The following is a 17,318-nucleotide window of genomic DNA, read 5'->3' as shown; positions in this document are numbered from 1 at the left end:
TGCCCGGCCAATAATTGCCCACTGAACATCCCATGAGCCCCCGCCTGAGTGCCTTTCGCCTGAGCCTGGCCTACCTGGCAGTCGCCATCGCCTGGGCCTTCCTGAGCGATCATTTGTTACAAAACCAGGTACAGGACCACGAACAGCTGGTCTTCTGGATGACCGCCAAGCGACTGTTCTTCTTCGCCGCCACCGGCCTGCTCCTGTACCTCTACCTGGTACGCCAGTTCCGCCGCAAGGCCCAGGCCTACGATGAGTTGCATGGCAGCGAACAGCGTCTGAACCGGGCCCTGGAGGCGGTGCGCGACGGGCTCTGGGACTGGGACCTGGTGACCGGCAGGATGTTCATCTCGCCCGGCTACGCGGCCCTGGTGGGGCTGACGCCGGAGGAGCTCGGCGATCCCATCGAGACCTGGAAGAAGCACCTGCATCCGGAGGAGTTCGCCACCGTGCTGGAGGCCCACCGCAACCACTTGCAGGGCCTGACCGACAACCTCGACCACATCTACCGCCTGCGTCACAAGGACGGCGACTACCGCTGGATCCACTCGCGCGGCCGGGTCCTGCGCGACGCCCTGGGCAAGCCGCTGCACTACACCGGGGTGGCTCGCGACATCACCCTGCAGCGGCTCAAGGAAGACCACCTGCGCCAGGCCGCGGCGGTATTCGACAGCACCCGCGAGGGCGTGCTGGTCACCGACGCCCAGGCGATGATCGTCCACGTCAATCCTTCCTTCGAGCGCATCACCGGCTACCGCTCCGAGGACGTGCTCGGCAAGACCCCGGCGATCCTCCGTTCCGGCCGCCAGGACCAGGCGTTCTACCAGCGCCTGTGGCTGGCCCTGCGCGAACAGGACGTGTGGAGCGGGGAAATCTGGAACCGTCGCAAGAGCGGCGAGATCTACCCGCAGTGGCTGCACATCCGCGCGGTGCGCAACGACCAGGGCCAGTTGACCCACTACGTCGGGGTGTTCTCCGACCTGAGCAGCATCAAGCGCTCGGAGAACGAGCTGGACTTCCTCGCCCACCACGACTCGCTGACCGGGCTGCCCAACCGCGTGCTGTTGCGCCAGCGCATCGAGCAGGCGCTGGAGGACGGCAAGGACCGGGCGGTGGCCGGCGCCCTGCTGCTGATCGACCTCGACCATTTCAAGCACATCAACGACAGCCTCGGCCACACCACCGGCGACATGCTGCTCAAGGAAGTCAGCAAGCGCCTGCAGCACCAGCTCGGCGAACGCTGCCTGCTGTCGCGCCTGGGCGGCGACGAGTTCGCCATTCTCGTCGAGAACGACGACCCGGAAGCCGTCGCGCGCCTCTCGCAACGCCTGCTCGATGCCTTCAACGCGCCCTTCGACATCCATTGCCAGCCGATCTACATCAGCGCCAGCCTCGGGGTCAGCCTCTATCCGGAGGACGCCAGCGACGTCGACCACCTGATGCAGCACGCCGACGCCGCGCTGTTCCAGGCCAAGGACAGCGGGCGCAACGCCTACGCCTTCTATACCCGCGTACTGACCGCCCGGGCTCGCGCCCACGTCCAGGTGGAATCGGCGCTGCGCCACGCGCTGGACCACGACGAGCTGCGCGTCCACTACCAGCCGGTGCACGACCTGGCCAGCGGGCGGATCGTCGGCGTCGAGTCGCTGGTGCGCTGGCAGCATCCGGAGCGCGGCCTGGTGCCGCCGGGCGAGTTCGTCCCGGTGGCGGAGGAATGCGGGCTGATCGCCGCGCTGGACAACTGGGTGCTCAAGCGCGCCTGCCGGCAGATGCGCGAGTGGCAGGACCGAGGTGTCGGACTGGATTTCATCGCGGTCAACGTCTCCAGCCGGCTGTTCAACCGCGGCGGCCTGGAGGAGCGGATCGCCAATGCCCTGGAGGAGTCCGGCCTGGAACCTCGCTATCTGGAGCTGGAAGTTACCGAGAGCGCGGTGATGGAGGACTTCGAGCAGTCCCTCAACCTGCTCTGCCGCCTGCGCATCCTCGGCGTGAACCTGGCCATCGACGACTTCGGCACCGGCTATTCCTCGCTGATGCGCCTCAAGCGCCTGCCGGTGCACAAGCTGAAGATCGACCAGGGCTTCGTCGCCGGCCTGCCCGGCGCGGTGGATGACGCCGCGATCGCCCGCGCGATCATCGCCCTGGCCCAGAGCATGGGCCTGCGGGTGGTGGCCGAAGGCATCGAGCACCAGCACCAGGCGCTGTTCCTCCGCGAGCATGGCTGCGACTTCGGCCAGGGCTACTGGTACGGGCGCCCGCAGCCACCGGAAACGCTGCGCTTCGACGCGCCGCCGGTGGCGCTGCCGGAAGACTGAGAGCGGGCGGCCGGTCGCCGCGCCGCCTTATAACCAGTTTACCTATAAAGATTCTCAAACAATATTTTTAAGAATATTGCGAACTGCTTACCATACGCTCACGCCGCCCCCCCTTCGTCGAGCGATGCGGCACCTAGAGCCACAGGAGCAGAGACCATGAGCGCAACCCTCAGAAGCCTGGATGGCCCGGACGAAGCCACCATCCTGCGTGAAATCCAGAGCGCCTTGCGCGGCCTGCGCTTCGGCGCCGTCGAGATCACCGTGCACAACGGCCAGGTGGTGCAGATCGAGCGCAAGGAAAAATTCCGCCTGCAGCAACCGAGCGTCAAGCAGGCCTGAAGCCCGCGATCCGACTGGACCACCGGAGGCGTCCCGCGATGAACATCCGTTCGATTCCCCATCCGCACCGGTCTTGCAGCCGTCGGCCGCGAATGCGCGCCTGACGCCCCGGGTTCCCGTCGTTTCGCCAACACACCAACCAGAACCATCGAATCAGCACATCAGGAGCTGCACATGTCCCTTCGTCGTTTCGCCCTGGCCGCACTCGCCAGCGTCCTGATAGCCGGCCCGGCGGCCGCCGCCACGCCACTGCTGAACGTATCCTACGACCCGACCCGCGAGCTGTACCAGGCCTACAACGCCGCCTTCATAGAGCACTGGAAGGCCCAGGGTGGCGAGGACCTGACCGTCCAGCAGTCCCATGGCGGCTCCGGCAAACAGGCCCGCGCGGTGATCGACGGGCTCAAGGCCGACGTGGTGACCCTGGCCCTGGCCGGCGACATCGACGAACTGAACAGGCTCGGCAAGCTGCTCCCGGCCGACTGGCAGGCGCGCCTGCCGGACAACAGCACCCCCTATACCTCGACCATCGTGTTCCTGGTGCGCAAGGGCAACCCCAAGGGCATCGAGGACTGGGGCGACCTGACCAAGGACGGCGTGGAAGTCATCACACCGAACCCGAAGACCTCCGGCGGCGCGCGCTGGAACTTCCTCGCCGCCTGGGCCTGGGCGAAGAAGCAGTACGGCAGCGACGAGAAGGCCAGGGACTACGTGCAGGCGCTGTACAAGCACGTACCGGTGCTCGACACCGGCGCCCGCGGCTCGACCATCACCTTCGTCAACAACCGGATCGGCGACGTGCTGCTGGCCTGGGAGAACGAGGCGTTCCTGGCGAAGAAGGAACAGGGCGGCGAAAACTTCGAGATCGTCGTACCCTCCCTCTCGATCCTTGCCGAACCGCCGGTCGCGGTGGTCGACAAGGTGGTCGAGAAGAAGGGCACGCGCAAGGTCGCCGAGGCCTACCTGCAATACCTGTACAGCGAGGAAGGCCAGCGCATCGCCGCGCAGAATTTCTACCGGCCGCGCAACCAGAAGGTCGCCGCCGAGTTCGCCGCGCAGTTCCCGAAACTCGACCTGGTGACCGTCGACGCCGACTTCGGCGGCTGGAAGTCGGCACAGCCGAAGTTCTTCAACGACGGAGGCATCTTCGACCAGATCTACCAGGCGCAATGACCGCGACGGCAGGTCCGTCGCCAGTACCTCGGCCCTTCTCCCACACGCTCCCGGACGGCCGGTCCCATACCGGGCCGCGACCGGAAGGATCCGGCACCGGGAGAGCCACCAAGCGTTCCAACGCAGAGTAAGGACAGAACATGTCACGACGCATTTCCCCGGTCATACCCGGCTTCGGGCTGACCCTGGGATACACCCTGGTGTACCTCAGCCTGCTGGTCCTGATCCCGCTGGGGGCCATGTTCCTCAAGACCACCCAGCTCAGCTGGGAGCAATTCTGGGCCATCGTCAGCGCGCCGCGGGTGCTCGCCGCGCTCAAGCTGAGCTTCGGCACCGCGCTCGCCGCCGCCGTGCTCAACGGCCTGATCGGCACGCTGCTGGCCTGGGTCCTGGTGCGCTACGAATTCCCCGGACGGAAGATCATCGACGCCATGATCGACCTGCCGTTCGCCCTGCCCACCGCCGTCGCCGGCATCGCCCTCACCGCGCTCTACGCGCCGGCCGGCCTGGTCGGCCAGTTCGCCAGCGACCTCGGTTTCAAGATCGCCTATACCCCGCTGGGGATCACCCTGGCGCTGACCTTCGTGACCCTGCCGTTCGTGGTCCGCACGGTGCAGCCGGTGCTCGCCGACATTCCCAAGGAAGTCGAGGAAGCCGCCGCCTGCCTGGGCGCCCGGCCGCTGCAGGTGTTCCGCCACATCCTCGTGCCGGCGCTGCTGCCGGCCTGGCTGACCGGCTTCGCCCTGGCCTTCGCCCGTGGCGTCGGCGAGTACGGCTCGGTGATCTTCATCGCCGGCAACATGCCGATGAAGACCGAGATCCTGCCGCTGCTGATCATGGTCAAGCTGGACCAGTACGACTACACCGGCGCCACCGCCATCGGCGTGCTGATGCTGGTGGTTTCCTTCATCCTGCTGCTGCTGATCAACCTGCTGCAGCGCCGCATCGAAACCCCGTAAGGAGGGCGCCATGTCCAGTGCAAGCATTTCCGCTGCGACCGCCAGCGCCCGCCGGGGCCACGCCGGCGGCCGCCTCACCCTGATCGTCCTGGCCTGGCTGGTGTTCGCCCTGTTCCTCCTGCTGCCGCTCTACGTGGTGCTGAGCGAGGCGCTGAAGCAGGGCTTCGGCACCTTCTTCGAGGCGATCCTCGAACCCGACGCGCTGGCCGCGCTGAAGCTGACCCTGCTCGCCGTGGCCATCTCGGTACCGCTGAACCTGCTGTTCGGCGTCGCCGCCGCCTGGTGCGTGAGCAAGTTCGAGTTCCGCGGCAAGAGCATCCTGGTGACCCTGATCGACCTGCCGTTCTCGGTCTCGCCGGTGATCGCCGGCCTGATCTACGTGCTGCTGTTCGGCGCCCAGGGCTACTTCGGCGAATGGCTGAGCGAGCACGACATCCAGATCGTCTTCGCGGTGCCCGGCATCGTCCTGGCGACCCTTTTCGTCACCGTGCCCTTCGTCGCCCGCGAGCTGATCCCGCTGATGCAGGAACAGGGTACCCAGGAAGAGGAGGCCGCGCGCCTGCTCGGCGCCAACGGCTGGCAGATGTTCTGGCACGTGACCCTGCCGAACATCAAGTGGGGCCTGATCTACGGCGTGGTGCTCTGCACCGCGCGGGCGATGGGCGAGTTCGGCGCGGTGTCGGTGGTCTCCGGGCACATCCGCGGCGTCACCAACACCCTGCCGCTGCACGTCGAGATCCTCTACAACGAATACAACCACGTCGCCGCCTTCAGCGTCGCCAGCCTGTTGCTGCTGATGGCGCTGGTCATCCTTCTGCTCAAGCAGTGGAGCGAATCCCGCATGTCCCGACTGAAAAGCAATGCTGACGAGGAATGAAGCATGAGCATCGAAATCCGTAACGTCAGCAAGAACTTCAATGCCTTCAAGGCCCTGGACGCCATCAACCTGGACATCCAGAGCGGCGAGCTGGTCGCCCTGCTCGGCCCCTCCGGCTGCGGCAAGACCACCCTGCTGCGGATCATCGCCGGGCTGGAAACCCCGGACGCCGGCAACATCGTGTTCCACGGCGAGGACGTCTCGCAGCACGACGTGCGCGACCGCAACGTCGGCTTCGTCTTCCAGCACTACGCGCTGTTCCGCCACATGACGGTGTTCGACAACGTCGCCTTCGGCCTGCGCATGAAACCCAAGGGCGAGCGGCCGGGCGAGTCGGCGATCAAGGCCAAGGTCCACGAGCTGCTCAGCATGGTGCAGCTCGACTGGCTCGCCGACCGCTACCCCGAGCAGCTCTCCGGCGGCCAGCGGCAGCGTATCGCCCTGGCCCGCGCGCTGGCGGTGGAGCCGAAGATCCTGCTCCTCGACGAACCCTTCGGCGCCCTCGACGCCAAGGTCCGCAAGGAGCTGCGCCGCTGGCTGGCGCGCCTGCACGAGGAGATCAACCTGACCTCGGTGTTCGTCACCCATGACCAGGAAGAAGCGATGGAAGTCGCCGATCGCATCGTGGTGATGAACAAGGGCGTGATCGAGCAGATCGGCTCGCCCGGCGAGGTCTACGAGAATCCGGCCAGTGACTTCGTCTACCACTTCCTCGGCGACTCCAACCGCCTGCAACTGGGAGACGACCAGCACCTGCTGTTCCGCCCGCACGAAGTCTCGCTGTCGCGTTCCGCGGTGGCCGAGCACCGCGCCGCCGAGGTCCGCGACATCCGTCCGCTGGGCGCCATCACCCGGGTGACGCTGAAAGTCGAGGGCCAGGACGAGCTGATCGAGGCCGAAGTGGTGAAGGACCACGACAGCCTGGCCGGCCTCGCCCGCGGCGAGACCCTCTACTTCAAGCCGAAGGCCTTCCAGCCGGTGGCCAACCTCTGAACCGGCGGCGGGCTCAGCCCGCCGTGCGTTCCGCCAGGCCGCGCAACCCCGCGCGGCCCTTCGGCGACACGCGCAGCGCCCGCGAGCCGTCCTGAGGTCGCAACCAGCCCTGGCGCAGACAGGCCTCCAGCAACGCAGCCCCCAGCGCGCCGCCGAGGTGCGGCTTGCGCTCGCTCCAGTCGGGGCAGGCGCAGGCGAACTGCCGACGGCGGCGGCGGACCTCCACCAGGTCGATACCCAACCCGGCCAGCCCGGCCTCGCCGGTCGCGCTCAGGCGCACCGTCCTGCCCTCCTGCTCGATCCAGCCGGCATCCAGCATCCGTGCGAACACACCGACCGAGAGTTCGCCGGCCAGGTGGTCGTAGCAGGTCCGCGCCTCGCGCAACGCCGACGGCGTGCCGTGGCTCGGCGGCAGGCTGCGCCGCTGCGGCTGCAGGGCCAGGGAGGCGCTGGCCAGCGCTTCCACCGCCTGTCCCACTTCCGGCCCGGCCAGGCGATAGAAGCGATTGCGCCCGCGCGCCTCCAGGCTCAGCACGCCGCCCTCGACCAGCCGTCCCAGGTGGCCGCTGGCGGAGGACGGCGAGACGCCTGCCAGCAGCGCCAGCTCGCTGGCCGGGCGGGCGCTGCCATCCATCAGAGCCCAGATCATCTGCGCGCGGCCGGGATCGGCGAGCAGCGCCGCCAGCGAACTGAAACCGGGATTGAATTGCATGCTTCACCTCCGGATGAAACATTCCCTCTCGACGTCGGGAGATACTGGCCGCCATCGCCCGCTCGCGCCAGCCCCGAGACAAGGAAAAGCCCGCATGTCCGTCGACCTCCACGCCCTGATCCCGCTGATCGCCCTGACCTTCCTCCTCGCCGGCTTCGTCAAGGGCGTGGTCGGGCTCGGCCTGCCGACGGTCTCGGTGGGCCTGCTCGGCCTGGCCATGCCGCCGATGCAGGCGGCGGCGTTGCTGATCGTGCCGTCGATGGTGACCAACCTCTGGCAACTCGCCTGCGGCCCGAGCTTCCTCGGCCTGATGAAGCGCCTGGCCGGCATGCTCCTCGGGGTGGTCGTGGGCACCCTGCTGGTCGGCGCCTGGCTCGGCGGCGACGCGCCACGGCAGGCCACCGGCGTGCTCGGCCTGGCCCTGGTGGTCTACGCGCTGCTCGGCCTGGCGGCGATCGCCCTGCATCTGCCGGCGCGCCACGAGCGCTGGGTCGGCCCGCTGGTGGGCCTGGCGACCGGAGCGCTGACGGCGGTCACCGGGGTCTTCGTGATTCCCGCGGTGCCCTATCTCGGCGCCCTGGGACTGCAGCGCGACGAACTGGTCCAGGCCCTCGGCCTGTCGTTCAGCGCCTCGACCCTGGCCCTGGCGGTCACCCTCGGCGTGCACGGCGACCTGCTCGAACCGCAGATGCTCGGCGCCTCCCTGCTGACCCTGGTCCCGGCGCTGGGCGGGATGCTCCTCGGCCAGTGGCTGCGCCAGCGGATCAGCGCGACGCTGTTCAGGCGCTGCTTCTTCGTCGGCCTCCTGCTGCTGGGCGCCGACCTGGCCTGGCGCGGCTTCCACTGAGCCAGCTTCGCGCCGGAACGCTCCTGCGACCCTCCAGGCACTTCCGACGAACGGCGCGAACCGCTATCATCCGCCGCCGCGCGGGGCCCTGACGGGCACGCGGCAGCGGGCGGAACACGCCCGTCCGGCACGGAACGCCACTTCAAGCAAGGAGCACACGATGAACACCCGCCTTTCCCTTTCCGCCCTGGCCCTCGCCTGCGCCGCCCTGGCCGGCTGCCAGAACCTGTCCCAGCAGGATCTGATGCAGCACGGCATGATGGCGATGAAGGCCGCCACCCTGAGCGACGCCGAGGTCCGCCAGGTCGCCGACCAGGCCTGCGCCGAGTCCGACCAGCAGAACCGCATCGCCCCGGCCAACAGCAAGTATGGCCAGCGCCTGGACAAGATCGCCAAGGCCCTGGGCGACCAGATCGACGGCGTGCCGGTGAACTACAAGGTCTACCTCACCGAGGACGTCAACGCCTGGGCCATGGCCAACGGCTGCATCCGCGTCTACAGCGGGCTGATGGAGCTGATGAGCGACAACGAGATCGAAGGCGTGCTCGGCCACGAAATGGGCCACGTCGCCCTCGGCCACACCCGCAAGGCCGCCCAGGCCGCCTATGCGGCAGCCGCGGTGCGCGGCGCCGCCGGCGCCTCGAAGAGCGGCACGCTGGCCGCCCTGTCCGGCTCGCAGCTGGGCGAGCTCACCGAGTCGCTGATCAACGCGCAGTTCTCCCAGTCGCAGGAATCCGACGCCGACGATTTCTCCTACGAACTGCTGAAGAAGCGCGGGGTGAATCCCCAGGGCCTGGTCACCGCTTTCGAGAAGCTGGCCAGGCTGGGCGGCGGCGACAGCAGCATGTTCGATTCGCACCCGGGCTCCCAGGCGCGCGCCGATCATATCCGCCAGCGCATCGCCGCGGATCGCAAGTAACGCTCCGGACCCGGTCTCCCGCGCTCGCGGGAGACCACCTCACGCCGCCCGCTTGCGCTCGCGGATGCAGGTCGGCCCGGCGCGCTCCTCGACCTCGCGCTGCACCTCGCCGCGCAGGCCCAGCAGAAAGGCCAGTTCCGCCAGCACGAAGAGCGGGCCGATGATCAGCCCGCTCAGGTCGTCGACGAAGGCCGGCTTGCGTCCCTCGTAGTAGTGGCCGACGAACTGGATGATCCAGCCGACCACGAACAGACCGATGCCCCAGCCCAGCCAGGCCGCGGTGCTGCCCGCCGCCAGCTGCGCGCCGCTCCATACCGTCAGCGCCAGCAGCGCAGCCATGGTCGCGCCGAAGCGCAGGTCCAGGCGCAGGTAGAACAGCACCGCGGCGAGCGCCAGCAGGGATGCCGGCGACAGGCCGAAGCCCGGCGACGGTCGCGCCAGCAACACGGCGATGGAGAGGACGATCATCGGAATGCCGATGAAGTGGCTGAGGATATTGCGCCGGTCGCGGTGGTAGGCAGCGTATTGCGCAAGGTGATCGACTAGGGTTTTCATTGTTGTGGTCTCACGCCAGGGTCTTCGCATCATCGCGCCTGCCCGCTTCCTCACTCTGTCAGCTAGACGACAAACATGAACGCGCATACCGACTACCGCTCGCAGCTCCAGGCCGGCCGCTGGTTCCAGGGCTTGCCGGAAGCCCTGCAGACGCACCTGCTGGCGCTCGCCCAGCCGCGCCAGCTGCCGCCCGGGCAACGCCTGTTCGCGCGCGGCGACGCCCCCTGCGGACTGTACTGCGTGGTCGAGGGGGCGATCCGCATCAGCGCGGTCAGCGAGAACGGCAAGGAGGCGCTGCTGATCCTGGTGGAGCCGCCGCACTGGTTCGGCGAGATCGCCCTGTTCGACGGCCAGGCGCGCACCCACGACGCCTACGCCGAAGGTCCCACCGAACTGCTGCAGGTGCCGCAGGCGGCATTGCTCGAGCTGCTCCGGCGCGAGCCGCGCTACTGGCGCGACATGGCCCTGCTGATGAGCCACAAGCTGCGCCTGGCGTTCATCGCCCTCGAGGAAATGGCCCTGCTGCCGGCCGCGCAACGCCTGGCCCGACGCCTGCTGATGCTTGCCGAGGGCTACGACAACAGCCGCAGCCGGCAGATCCTGCACCTGCCACAGGAACAACTGGCGCTGATGCTGTCGCTGTCGCGGCAGACCACCAACCAGATCCTCAAGGATCTCGAGGCCCAGGGCATCCTCCAGCTCAGCTATGGCGGCATCGAGATCCTCGATCTCGCCGGCCTGCGCGCCGCCAGCCACGGCTGAGCGCGCGAATCACACTTTCGAACGCTTGCAGGCGCGCCGTGACCGGCTACCGTGTGCAGGACACCTGCCCCCGGTGCGGATATCCATAACGACAACAACAGGATCTCCCCATGCCCCGCCTCGCGCTGTCCGCTTTGCTCTGCCTCTGCTGCCTGCTGTCGACACTGCCGGCGCGCGCCGCCCTCGACGACCAGCAACGCGCCCTGCAACAACTGCAGGTCCAGGCCTGTCGCGTGGTGGGCAGCCTGTTGCTGCTGCGCGGCGAAGGTTTCCAGGAACAGCACGCGGCGCAACTGGAGAAGGACCTCGCCAGCCTCGACCGGGCGCTCGCCGCCGCCCCCGAGGGAGTGCTCCTGCGGCAGGGCGAAAAGGCCCTGGTGGCGCGTATCCGAGAAGGCGCGGCCTACGGTCCCCGCGAAGAGGACCTGCCCTGGCGCTACCCGCAGCAACTGAGTCGCGCCCTGCGTGACTTCCTCAACCTGGTGGAGCGCCAGGTGCCGCCGACTCCGCCTGGGCAGCCCCTGCCGCTCTGGCAGTTGCCGGCGCGGGTCGAGTACCTGTCCCTGCAATACCTCGCGCGCGCCTACCTGGGCGGGCTGGAGATCGCCCGCGAGCAGCCCCGGGACTATCTCGGCCAGGACGAGAGCGTGCTGGTCCCGCTGATCGACCGGCGCATCGCCCTGCTGGTGGCGAACAGCGCCAACCCGGCGGGGCTGAAGAAACTGGAGAACCGCTGGGAGTACCTGAGCCAGGCCCTGCGCGACCTGAACAGCAAGAGCAGCGCGCTGGTCAGCGCTTCCGGCAGGCCCTGGGCCCCGATCATCGTCGACCGCCACGCGCGGGCCCTGAGCGACAGCCTGATGCGCTTGAGCGCGGAGTGAGAGGGTCTGCCGCGCTGGGCGGATAACCTCGCCGCTCGCCACACGGCGCCGACCAGGACCCGGCGAACCTCTGGCTGCGCGAACAGATACTCATCTGTCTGCGCCGAGCAGGTTTGCTCTAGCCTTCCTCGTCGCGGACTTCCAGGCTCGCCGCCAGCGAGCGCCAGAGCACCTCGGCGAACACCTGCTGGATCTCGCCGCAGAGGTAGTCGAGCATCTGCTGCGGCTCCCGCCACTGGCTGCGGATCAGCCAGACGTCCGCTTCGAGCGCATCCCTGCGCACCTGGAAGTCCAGACATCCCGGCGCCTCCCGCCCCGGTCCGGACAATTGCCGCAGGCGCAGGCCGAGACGGTCGGACTGGCCCTTGCGCGCACGGATGCGAAACACCTGGCTGGCGCTCATGTCGGCATTTCCTCCGGGGTGCGGCGCCTCAGTGGGCGCCGGGCGACAGGGGCTTCAGGACCGGCTCGCCGTCCTTGAGCAGTTCCCAGACCAGCAGCTTGGCCGGCTTCATCGGGTCGGGGTTGCGCGCCAGCACGTGCGCCACGTTGGCCGGTTCGTACCAGCTCTGGCCGACCGTATAGGTCTCCACCGGACCACCTTCCAGCTGCGTCTGAACGGTGCCTTCGAGGACGTAGACGAACACCGGGCCGGGGTGCACGTGCGGCGCCGACACCTGGCCGGGCTTGAACGACACGGTCAGCATCAATCCGCGATAGCCGGGCGGCTCCGCCAGCGGCTGGTCGCGCAGGGTCACGACCTTTTCCGCATCATGGGCCGCGGCCAGGGCCGGCAGCGCCGCGCACAGCAGGCAGGCGAACGTTCGGGACAGTCTCATCGCGGTTCACCTCACTCCGGTTGCATGCCCATGCCCACGCCGAAGCGGTTCCAGGCGTTGATGGCCGAGACCGCCAGGGTCAGCTCGGCGATTTCCCTGTCGTCGAAGTGCTCGCGCAGTTCGTCGAGCAGGGCATGCGGCAGCGGGCCCTGGCTGAGGCGGGCGAGTTGCTCGGTCCAGGCCAGGGCGGCGCGCTCGCGTGGGGTGAAGTACGGGGTTTCCTGCCAGACGCAGAGCGCCTGCAGGCGCTGCTCGGTCTCGCCGGCCTTGCGCGCGTCGTTGGCGTGCATGTTCACGCAGTAGGCGCAGCCGTTGATCTGCGAGGTGCGCAGGTAGACCAGTTCGATCAGCGGACGCTCCAGGCTGGCCTTGGCCAGGGCCTTCTCCAGGCCGAGCATGGCGGTGTAGGCGTCGGGCGCGGCCTTGGCCCATTCGAGGCGGGTGGTCATGGCGAATCTCCTTGGTTGAAAGGGCGCCGCGGCAGTGGAAAGCGGCGCGGCATGGGGTAACACTAAGCCTGCCTTTGGCTCCCACGAAGAGCCAATCACCAGAAATACCAGGTAGCCAATCCCGCCATGGAACTGCAACTGACCCTCGACGGCCGCCACGACCTGGTCGGCCAGCTCTACCGCCAGCTGCGCGACGCCATCCTGCGCGGGCGCCTGGCCACCGGCGACCGCCTGCCGCCGACGCGCTACCTCGCCGAGCGCCTGGAGGTGTCGCGCAAGACCGTCAGCGAAGCCTACGAGCGACTGGCCAGCGAGGGTTTCCTCGAAGGCCGGGTAGGCAATGGCACCTTCGTCGCCCGCGGCCTCGCCCAGCAGCAGCCGCCCGCCGGCGCCGAGGGTCCGCTGCGACCGGCCGCGCGCTGGGCGCGGATCGAGCCGCAATCCGGGCTGATGGACCAGCGTCCGGCGCTGCGCTACAGCTTCGCCGGCGGCACCACCGACAAGCGCCGCTTCCCCTTCGACGCCTGGCGCACCTGCGTGCTCCAGGCGCTGCGCCTGCAACAGCGGACCCCGGCGTTCTACAAGGACACCGAGGGCGATCCCGAGCTGCGCCTGGCCACCTCCCGCTACCTGGCGATCAGCCGCGCCGTGCAGTGCGACTGGAACGCCCTGATGATCACCCAGGGCGCCCAGCAGGGCCTCGACCTGCTGGCCCGGGTGATGCTCGAGCCCGGCGACCTGGCGGTGGTCGAGGAGCCCGGCTACCCGCCGGCCCGCGCCAGCCTGCTGGCCACCGGCGCCGAAGTGCGCGGAGTGTCGGTGGACGCCGAGGGGCTGCGGGTCGACCTGCTGCCGGACAACGCCAAGCTGGTCTATGTCACCCCCTCGCACCAGTTCCCGCTGGGCATGCCGATGAGCCTGGAGCGCCGCCTGCAACTGCTGGATTGGGCACAGCGCCAACGCGCGCTGATCATCGAGGACGACTACGACAGCGAGTACCGCTTCGACGGGCGCTCGCTGGAGTCGCTGCGCAGCCTCGACCGCCACGGCCAGGTGGCCTACCTCGGGACGTTCTCCAAGACCCTGTTCCCCGAGCTGCGCCTGGGCTACCTGCTGCCGCCGGCGAGCCTGCGCGAAGCCGTGCTGGCGGCGCGCAAGCTGGTCGACCGGCACAGCGAGACCCTCCAGCAGCGCGCCCTCGCGCTGTTCATCCAGCGTGGCGACTTCGCCCGCCACACCCGGCGTTTGCAGCGCGAATACGCGCAACGCCGCGACCGCCTGCTGGAACGCCTGCGGGGTGACCTGGAGCCCTGGCTCGAGGCCCTGCCGGCAGTGGCCGGGATCCACCTCGCGGCGCGCTGCCGCGAGCCGCTGGATGTCGACCGCATCGCCCGCCACCTGCGCCAGCAGGGCCTGGAGGTCGGCACCCTGCCACCCTTCTACGCGGAAACCCCGCCACAGGCCGGATTCCTGTTCGGCTTCGGCTGCATCGAATGCGACGACATCGACCCGGCGCTGGACCTGCTGCGCGCCGAACTGCAACGCAGCGGCGGATAGAGCGCAGGCGCTCCCGCATGCCTGCGGCCACCCGCTCGGCGGCGCGCACGCCGGGACCGCGGACATGCTCCCGGAGCGGCGAGAACGCCGGAGTCTCTCGGCCCGCGCCGATGGCGCAGCTCGTGGTTGGCTGCCAGTGGGGGACCAGGCCCGATGAGCGGAACGATGCATCGCGTGGCGATGCGCGATGCGCGATGCGCGATGCGGGTAGCAGGATGACCGCCGACCAGGCCGGCAGGAAGGACTCAGGGCTGCAACAGCTTCACCAGCCGTTCGCCATCCAGCCCGAGCATGCGCGCGGCCTTGCTGTCGGCCAGTTGTCCGGTTTCCGCTTCGGGCAGGCTGGCGGCCTGGGTCGCCAGGCTGAGGATCAGCTCCTCGCGCGACAGCACGCCACCGAACTGGTACGCCGCGGCGATCAGCCGGCGCAGCTCCAGCGGCAGGCGCCAGCGCGCCCGCAGGGCCGAACCGAAGCTGGCGCCGAAGCGCCCCAGCGCTTCGTCCAGTCGCGCCTCGTCCAGCGCACCGCCGCCATCGCACCAGTCCTGCAGGGTGCGCAACAACGCGAGGTCACCGAGCCGATGCAGCAGGCCCGCGGTATAGCAGCGCTCGACATCGGCCCCCAGGGCGTCGGCCAGTTCCCAGGCGATATCCGCGCAACGCTGGGACAGTTCCCAGAACTGCAGCGCACGCGCCGCCAGCAGCGGCTCGTCGAGCTGGATGGCGCGCTGCAGGCTGAAGCCGAGCACCAGGTTCAGGCTGTGTCCGAGGCCCAGCCGCCTCAGGGCCTGGCCCAGGGTCTGGCAGGGCGGTCCGACATGCCGCGCGGCACTGTTGGCAGCGGCGATCAGCCCGGCGGTGATCTGCGGATCGCGCCCGAACTCGTCCTCCAGCACCCGCAGCGGCTGCTCCTCGGCGCCCAGGCAGCGGTCACTGGCCGCGCGGACATCGGCCAGCAGCGGCGCGCCCTCGGTGGCATCCCGGGCATGCTCGAGGAAGGCGAGCAGATCCTCTTCCGGTGTCACTTCGGGCAGCGGACAGGCAATCACTTCGTCGTCCTTGAGCAACAGACCGCGCAGGCGTTGCAGAAGGTTCCCGGCCTGGAACGGCTTGACCAGGTAGGCGGTCGGCGCCAGCGCCACGGCGGCACGCACGCTGGCCTGGTCGGCACGGTCGCTGATGAGAATGAACGGCTGCTCGGCGACTGGCCGCCGCAGGCGCGCCTCGCGCAGCAGCTCGAAGCCGTCGACCTGCGGCAGGTTCGATTCGGCCAGGACCAGCGCGAAGCTCCGGCGCCGACAGTGCTCCAGCGCCTCGCCGCCGTCGCCACAGAGGACCAGGCGGGCATCGCAGCGCACGCTGAGGACCAGTTGGCCGAGCAGGTCGCGACTCCAGGGGTCCGGGTCGGCGATCAGGATGACGGGGGCCTTCTTCGCGGCGCTCATGGCTTTCCTCTTCGATCCTGGTGGGCCGGCCGGGCCTCGCCAGGCGTGACGGGGCGGGCGACGACACCCGCGGGCGCATAACGGTATGACGGACGAGCGCGGGCCGACTCTAGGACCCGTCCTAAATAGCTCGGACGGCACGCTCGCGAAGGCAGAGGCGCCAGACGCGCAAGAGTAGCAGGAGGGAACCGTCCGTCGGGTATTTCGCGAAGAAACCCTGGCAGAAAAAAGAGGCTTCCGTTTCCGTGAAGCCTCTGAAAGAAAGGCCCGCGCGGACGCGCGGGCCTCGGGGGTATCGCTTTGCCGGTGAAGCTTAAGCGAGTTCGTCGAAGCACTCGGCCAGGATGGCCAGGCCCTTCTCCAGTTGCGCGTCGGGGATGGTGACGGGCATCAGGAAGCGGATGACGTTGTAGTAGGTGCCGCAGGAGAGCAGGATCAGACCCTTCTCACGCGCGCGCACGACGATCTTGCTGACCAGCTCGGCGGCCGGCTTGTGGGTGTCGCCGCCCTCGAAGAGCTCGATGGCCACCATCGAACCCAGGCCACGGACATCGCCGATCACCTTGTGCTTGGCCTGGATTTCGCGCAGGCCGACCTTCAGGCGCTCGCCGACGGCTTGCGAACGTTCCAGCAGCTTCTCTTCCTCGAACACCTTCAGCACGGCCAGAGCCGCGGCGCAGGCGATCGGGCTGCCGGCATAGGTGCCGCCCAGGCCGCCGGGAGCGATGGCGTCCATGATCTCGGCCTTGCCGGCCACGCCGGAGATCGGGAAGCCGCCGCCGACCGACTTGGCGAAGGTGGTCAGGTCAGGAACGATGCCCAGTTGCTCGGTAGCGAAGAAGGTGCCGGTACGGCCGGCGCCGGTCTGCACTTCGTCGGCGATCAGCAGGATCCCGTGCTGGTCGCACAGGGCGCGCAGGCGCTGCATGAAGGACTTGGAGTTGACGTAGAAGCCACCCTCGCCCTGCACCGGCTCGATGATGATCGCGGCGATGTCCTGGGGCTGGGCATCGTTCTTGAAGATGCGCTCGATGCTGGCGATGGAGTCGTCCTCGCTCACGCCGTGCAGCTCACAGGGCGCCAGGGCGCGGAAGATGCCGCCCGGCATCAGGCCCATGCCGGCGGAGTACGGGACCACCTTGCCGGTCAGGCCCAGGGTCATCATGGTGCGGCCGTGGTAGGCGCCGGTGAAGGCGATCACGCCAGCGCGACCGGTGGCGGCGCGGGCGATCTTGACGGCGTTCTCGACGGCCTCGGAGCCGGAAGTCACCAGCAGGGTCTTCTTCGGGAAGTCGCCCGGCACGCGCTTGGCGATTTCCTCGGCCAGCTCGATGTAGGGCTCGTAGGCCAGCACCTGGAAGCAGGTGTGGGACAGCTTGCCCAGCTGTTCCTGGACCGCGGCGATCACCTTCGGATGCAGGTGGCCGGTGTTCAGTACGGCGATGCCGCCGGCGAAGTCGATGTACTCGCGGCCTTCCACGTCCCAGACGGTGGAGTTCTCGGCGCGCTCGGCGACGACCGGGTGGATCTGGCCCACGCCGCGGGGTACCGCGGCCTGGCGACGCTTCAGCAGGGATTCGTTGGTCTTGCTCATGGCTTCCTCAGTGGCCGCTCATCGGGTCGGCCGGGTCAAAGGATGAAGGCGGGAAGGAAGCTCCCCAAGGCAGCATACGATGATCGACTGCCTCGGGACTTG

The 17,318-nt window shown here is 68.7% G+C and carries 18 protein-coding genes; 11 read left to right on the top strand and 7 right to left on the bottom strand.

Features of this window, described 5'->3' with window-relative positions:
* The first annotated feature begins 32 nt into the window (after positions 1–32).
* From B7D75_RS01395 to B7D75_RS01370, 6 genes are all read left to right on the top strand, one after another.
* On the top strand, positions 33–2,315 hold the full coding sequence (locus B7D75_RS01395) for a putative bifunctional diguanylate cyclase/phosphodiesterase (RefSeq protein WP_034079308.1): 2,283 nt from the start codon (positions 33–35) through the stop codon (positions 2,313–2,315).
* Positions 2,316–2,471: 156 nt separating this feature from the next.
* Positions 2,472–2,654: a sulfur starvation response protein OscA gene (gene oscA / locus B7D75_RS01390; RefSeq protein WP_034079309.1), complete on the top strand. Its 183-nt coding sequence runs from the start codon at positions 2,472–2,474 to the stop codon at positions 2,652–2,654.
* Positions 2,655–2,828: 174 nt separating this feature from the next.
* On the top strand, positions 2,829–3,827 hold the full coding sequence (locus B7D75_RS01385; RefSeq protein ID WP_043102604.1) for a sulfate ABC transporter substrate-binding protein: 999 nt from the start codon (positions 2,829–2,831) through the stop codon (positions 3,825–3,827).
* Positions 3,828–3,967: 140 nt separating this feature from the next.
* Complete coding sequence (gene cysT / locus B7D75_RS01380; RefSeq protein ID WP_003151763.1) at positions 3,968–4,786, top strand: sulfate ABC transporter permease subunit CysT; 819 nt, start codon at positions 3,968–3,970, stop codon at positions 4,784–4,786.
* A gap of 10 nt (positions 4,787–4,796) precedes the next feature.
* The gene (gene cysW, locus B7D75_RS01375) at positions 4,797–5,663 is read left to right on the top strand and encodes a sulfate ABC transporter permease subunit CysW (protein ID WP_012073915.1); all 867 of its coding nucleotides are present in this window, start codon (positions 4,797–4,799) and stop codon (positions 5,661–5,663) included.
* A 3-nt stretch (positions 5,664–5,666) separates the two neighbouring features.
* Positions 5,667–6,656 (top strand): sulfate/molybdate ABC transporter ATP-binding protein, encoded by a 990-nt coding sequence (locus B7D75_RS01370; RefSeq protein ID WP_034079311.1) that lies wholly within the window; start codon positions 5,667–5,669, stop codon positions 6,654–6,656.
* A 13-nt stretch (positions 6,657–6,669) separates the two neighbouring features.
* On the opposite strand, the gene B7D75_RS01365 is transcribed toward B7D75_RS01370, so the two are convergent.
* On the bottom strand, positions 6,670–7,368 hold the full coding sequence (locus B7D75_RS01365) for an ArsR/SmtB family transcription factor (RefSeq protein WP_034079313.1): 699 nt from the start codon (positions 7,366–7,368) through the stop codon (positions 6,670–6,672).
* Between the two features lie 94 nt (positions 7,369–7,462).
* Here B7D75_RS01365 and B7D75_RS01360 point away from each other — a divergent pair, with 94 nt between their 5' ends.
* Both B7D75_RS01360 and loiP read left to right on the top strand, forming a co-directional pair.
* Positions 7,463–8,215: a sulfite exporter TauE/SafE family protein gene (locus B7D75_RS01360; RefSeq protein ID WP_034079314.1), complete on the top strand. Its 753-nt coding sequence runs from the start codon at positions 7,463–7,465 to the stop codon at positions 8,213–8,215.
* Between the two features lie 160 nt (positions 8,216–8,375).
* On the top strand, positions 8,376–9,134 hold the full coding sequence (gene loiP, locus B7D75_RS01355) for a metalloprotease LoiP (RefSeq protein WP_053813217.1): 759 nt from the start codon (positions 8,376–8,378) through the stop codon (positions 9,132–9,134).
* A 39-nt stretch (positions 9,135–9,173) separates the two neighbouring features.
* On the opposite strand, the gene B7D75_RS01350 is transcribed toward loiP, so the two are convergent.
* A complete protein-coding gene (locus B7D75_RS01350; protein ID WP_058146384.1) occupies positions 9,174–9,689 on the bottom strand; it encodes an Mpo1 family 2-hydroxy fatty acid dioxygenase in 516 nt (171 codons plus the stop codon).
* A gap of 75 nt (positions 9,690–9,764) precedes the next feature.
* On the opposite strand from B7D75_RS01350, the gene B7D75_RS01345 reads away from it, so the two are divergent.
* Complete coding sequence (locus B7D75_RS01345; RefSeq protein ID WP_107113667.1) at positions 9,765–10,451, top strand: Crp/Fnr family transcriptional regulator; 687 nt, start codon at positions 9,765–9,767, stop codon at positions 10,449–10,451.
* A 110-nt stretch (positions 10,452–10,561) separates the two neighbouring features.
* Positions 10,562–11,332: a hypothetical protein gene (locus tag B7D75_RS01340; RefSeq protein ID WP_043100401.1), complete on the top strand. Its 771-nt coding sequence runs from the start codon at positions 10,562–10,564 to the stop codon at positions 11,330–11,332.
* Positions 11,333–11,450: 118 nt separating this feature from the next.
* Here B7D75_RS01340 and B7D75_RS01335 read toward each other — a convergent pair whose 3' ends face one another.
* The 3 genes from B7D75_RS01335 to B7D75_RS01325 are packed head-to-tail and all read right to left on the bottom strand — an operon-like array spanning position 11,451 to position 12,620.
* Positions 11,451–11,735 carry an antibiotic biosynthesis monooxygenase family protein gene (locus tag B7D75_RS01335; protein WP_107113666.1) on the bottom strand — a complete coding sequence of 95 codons (285 nt, stop codon included), beginning with the start codon at positions 11,733–11,735 and terminating at the stop codon, positions 11,451–11,453.
* Positions 11,736–11,763: 28 nt separating this feature from the next.
* On the bottom strand, positions 11,764–12,171 hold the full coding sequence (locus tag B7D75_RS01330; protein WP_003154789.1) for a cupin domain-containing protein: 408 nt from the start codon (positions 12,169–12,171) through the stop codon (positions 11,764–11,766).
* A gap of 11 nt (positions 12,172–12,182) precedes the next feature.
* Positions 12,183–12,620 carry a carboxymuconolactone decarboxylase family protein gene (locus B7D75_RS01325; RefSeq protein ID WP_012073890.1) on the bottom strand — a complete coding sequence of 146 codons (438 nt, stop codon included), beginning with the start codon at positions 12,618–12,620 and terminating at the stop codon, positions 12,183–12,185.
* A gap of 126 nt (positions 12,621–12,746) precedes the next feature.
* Here B7D75_RS01325 and pdxR point away from each other — a divergent pair, with 126 nt between their 5' ends.
* Positions 12,747–14,177, top strand: a complete 1,431-nt coding sequence (gene pdxR / locus B7D75_RS01320) for a MocR-like pyridoxine biosynthesis transcription factor PdxR (RefSeq protein WP_107113665.1) — start codon at positions 12,747–12,749, stop codon at positions 14,175–14,177.
* A gap of 245 nt (positions 14,178–14,422) precedes the next feature.
* Here the strand turns inward: pdxR and B7D75_RS01315 are convergent, their stop codons facing one another.
* Together B7D75_RS01315 and gabT are read right to left on the bottom strand one after the other, a co-directional pair.
* On the bottom strand, positions 14,423–15,622 hold the full coding sequence (locus B7D75_RS01315) for an HDOD domain-containing protein (protein ID WP_034079322.1): 1,200 nt from the start codon (positions 15,620–15,622) through the stop codon (positions 14,423–14,425).
* Between the two features lie 313 nt (positions 15,623–15,935).
* Positions 15,936–17,216, bottom strand: a complete 1,281-nt coding sequence (gene gabT / locus B7D75_RS01310; protein ID WP_043100395.1) for a 4-aminobutyrate--2-oxoglutarate transaminase — start codon at positions 17,214–17,216, stop codon at positions 15,936–15,938.
* Between the last annotated feature and the right edge of the window lie 102 nt (positions 17,217–17,318).

This window comes from Pseudomonas paraeruginosa, from assembly GCF_003025345.2.
Taxonomy (GTDB): Bacteria; Pseudomonadota; Gammaproteobacteria; order Pseudomonadales; family Pseudomonadaceae; genus Pseudomonas; species Pseudomonas paraeruginosa.
Note: the sequence above shows the minus strand (reverse complement) of the source record. Positions and strands in the feature narration are given on the sequence as shown.

What these genes read in the sequence shown, in the direction of transcription:
- B7D75_RS01395 (WP_034079308.1), top strand. Translation starts at nt 33, where the DNA reads ATGAGCCCCCGCCTGAGTGCCTTTCGCCTGAGCCTGGCCTACCTGGCA.
- oscA (WP_034079309.1), top strand. Translation starts at nt 2,472, where the DNA reads ATGAGCGCAACCCTCAGAAGCCTGGATGGCCCGGACGAAGCCACCATC.
- B7D75_RS01385 (WP_043102604.1), top strand. Translation starts at nt 2,829, where the DNA reads ATGTCCCTTCGTCGTTTCGCCCTGGCCGCACTCGCCAGCGTCCTGATA.
- cysT (WP_003151763.1), top strand. Translation starts at nt 3,968, where the DNA reads ATGTCACGACGCATTTCCCCGGTCATACCCGGCTTCGGGCTGACCCTG.
- cysW (WP_012073915.1), top strand. Translation starts at nt 4,797, where the DNA reads ATGTCCAGTGCAAGCATTTCCGCTGCGACCGCCAGCGCCCGCCGGGGC.
- B7D75_RS01370 (WP_034079311.1), top strand. Translation starts at nt 5,667, where the DNA reads ATGAGCATCGAAATCCGTAACGTCAGCAAGAACTTCAATGCCTTCAAG.
- B7D75_RS01365 (WP_034079313.1), bottom strand. Translation starts at nt 7,368, where the DNA reads ATGCAATTCAATCCCGGTTTCAGTTCGCTGGCGGCGCTGCTCGCCGAT.
- B7D75_RS01360 (WP_034079314.1), top strand. Translation starts at nt 7,463, where the DNA reads ATGTCCGTCGACCTCCACGCCCTGATCCCGCTGATCGCCCTGACCTTC.
- loiP (WP_053813217.1), top strand. Translation starts at nt 8,376, where the DNA reads ATGAACACCCGCCTTTCCCTTTCCGCCCTGGCCCTCGCCTGCGCCGCC.
- B7D75_RS01350 (WP_058146384.1), bottom strand. Translation starts at nt 9,689, where the DNA reads ATGAAAACCCTAGTCGATCACCTTGCGCAATACGCTGCCTACCACCGC.
- B7D75_RS01345 (WP_107113667.1), top strand. Translation starts at nt 9,765, where the DNA reads ATGAACGCGCATACCGACTACCGCTCGCAGCTCCAGGCCGGCCGCTGG.
- B7D75_RS01340 (WP_043100401.1), top strand. Translation starts at nt 10,562, where the DNA reads ATGCCCCGCCTCGCGCTGTCCGCTTTGCTCTGCCTCTGCTGCCTGCTG.
- B7D75_RS01335 (WP_107113666.1), bottom strand. Translation starts at nt 11,735, where the DNA reads ATGAGCGCCAGCCAGGTGTTTCGCATCCGTGCGCGCAAGGGCCAGTCC.
- B7D75_RS01330 (WP_003154789.1), bottom strand. Translation starts at nt 12,171, where the DNA reads ATGAGACTGTCCCGAACGTTCGCCTGCCTGCTGTGCGCGGCGCTGCCG.
- B7D75_RS01325 (WP_012073890.1), bottom strand. Translation starts at nt 12,620, where the DNA reads ATGACCACCCGCCTCGAATGGGCCAAGGCCGCGCCCGACGCCTACACC.
- pdxR (WP_107113665.1), top strand. Translation starts at nt 12,747, where the DNA reads ATGGAACTGCAACTGACCCTCGACGGCCGCCACGACCTGGTCGGCCAG.
- B7D75_RS01315 (WP_034079322.1), bottom strand. Translation starts at nt 15,622, where the DNA reads ATGAGCGCCGCGAAGAAGGCCCCCGTCATCCTGATCGCCGACCCGGAC.
- gabT (WP_043100395.1), bottom strand. Translation starts at nt 17,216, where the DNA reads ATGAGCAAGACCAACGAATCCCTGCTGAAGCGTCGCCAGGCCGCGGTA.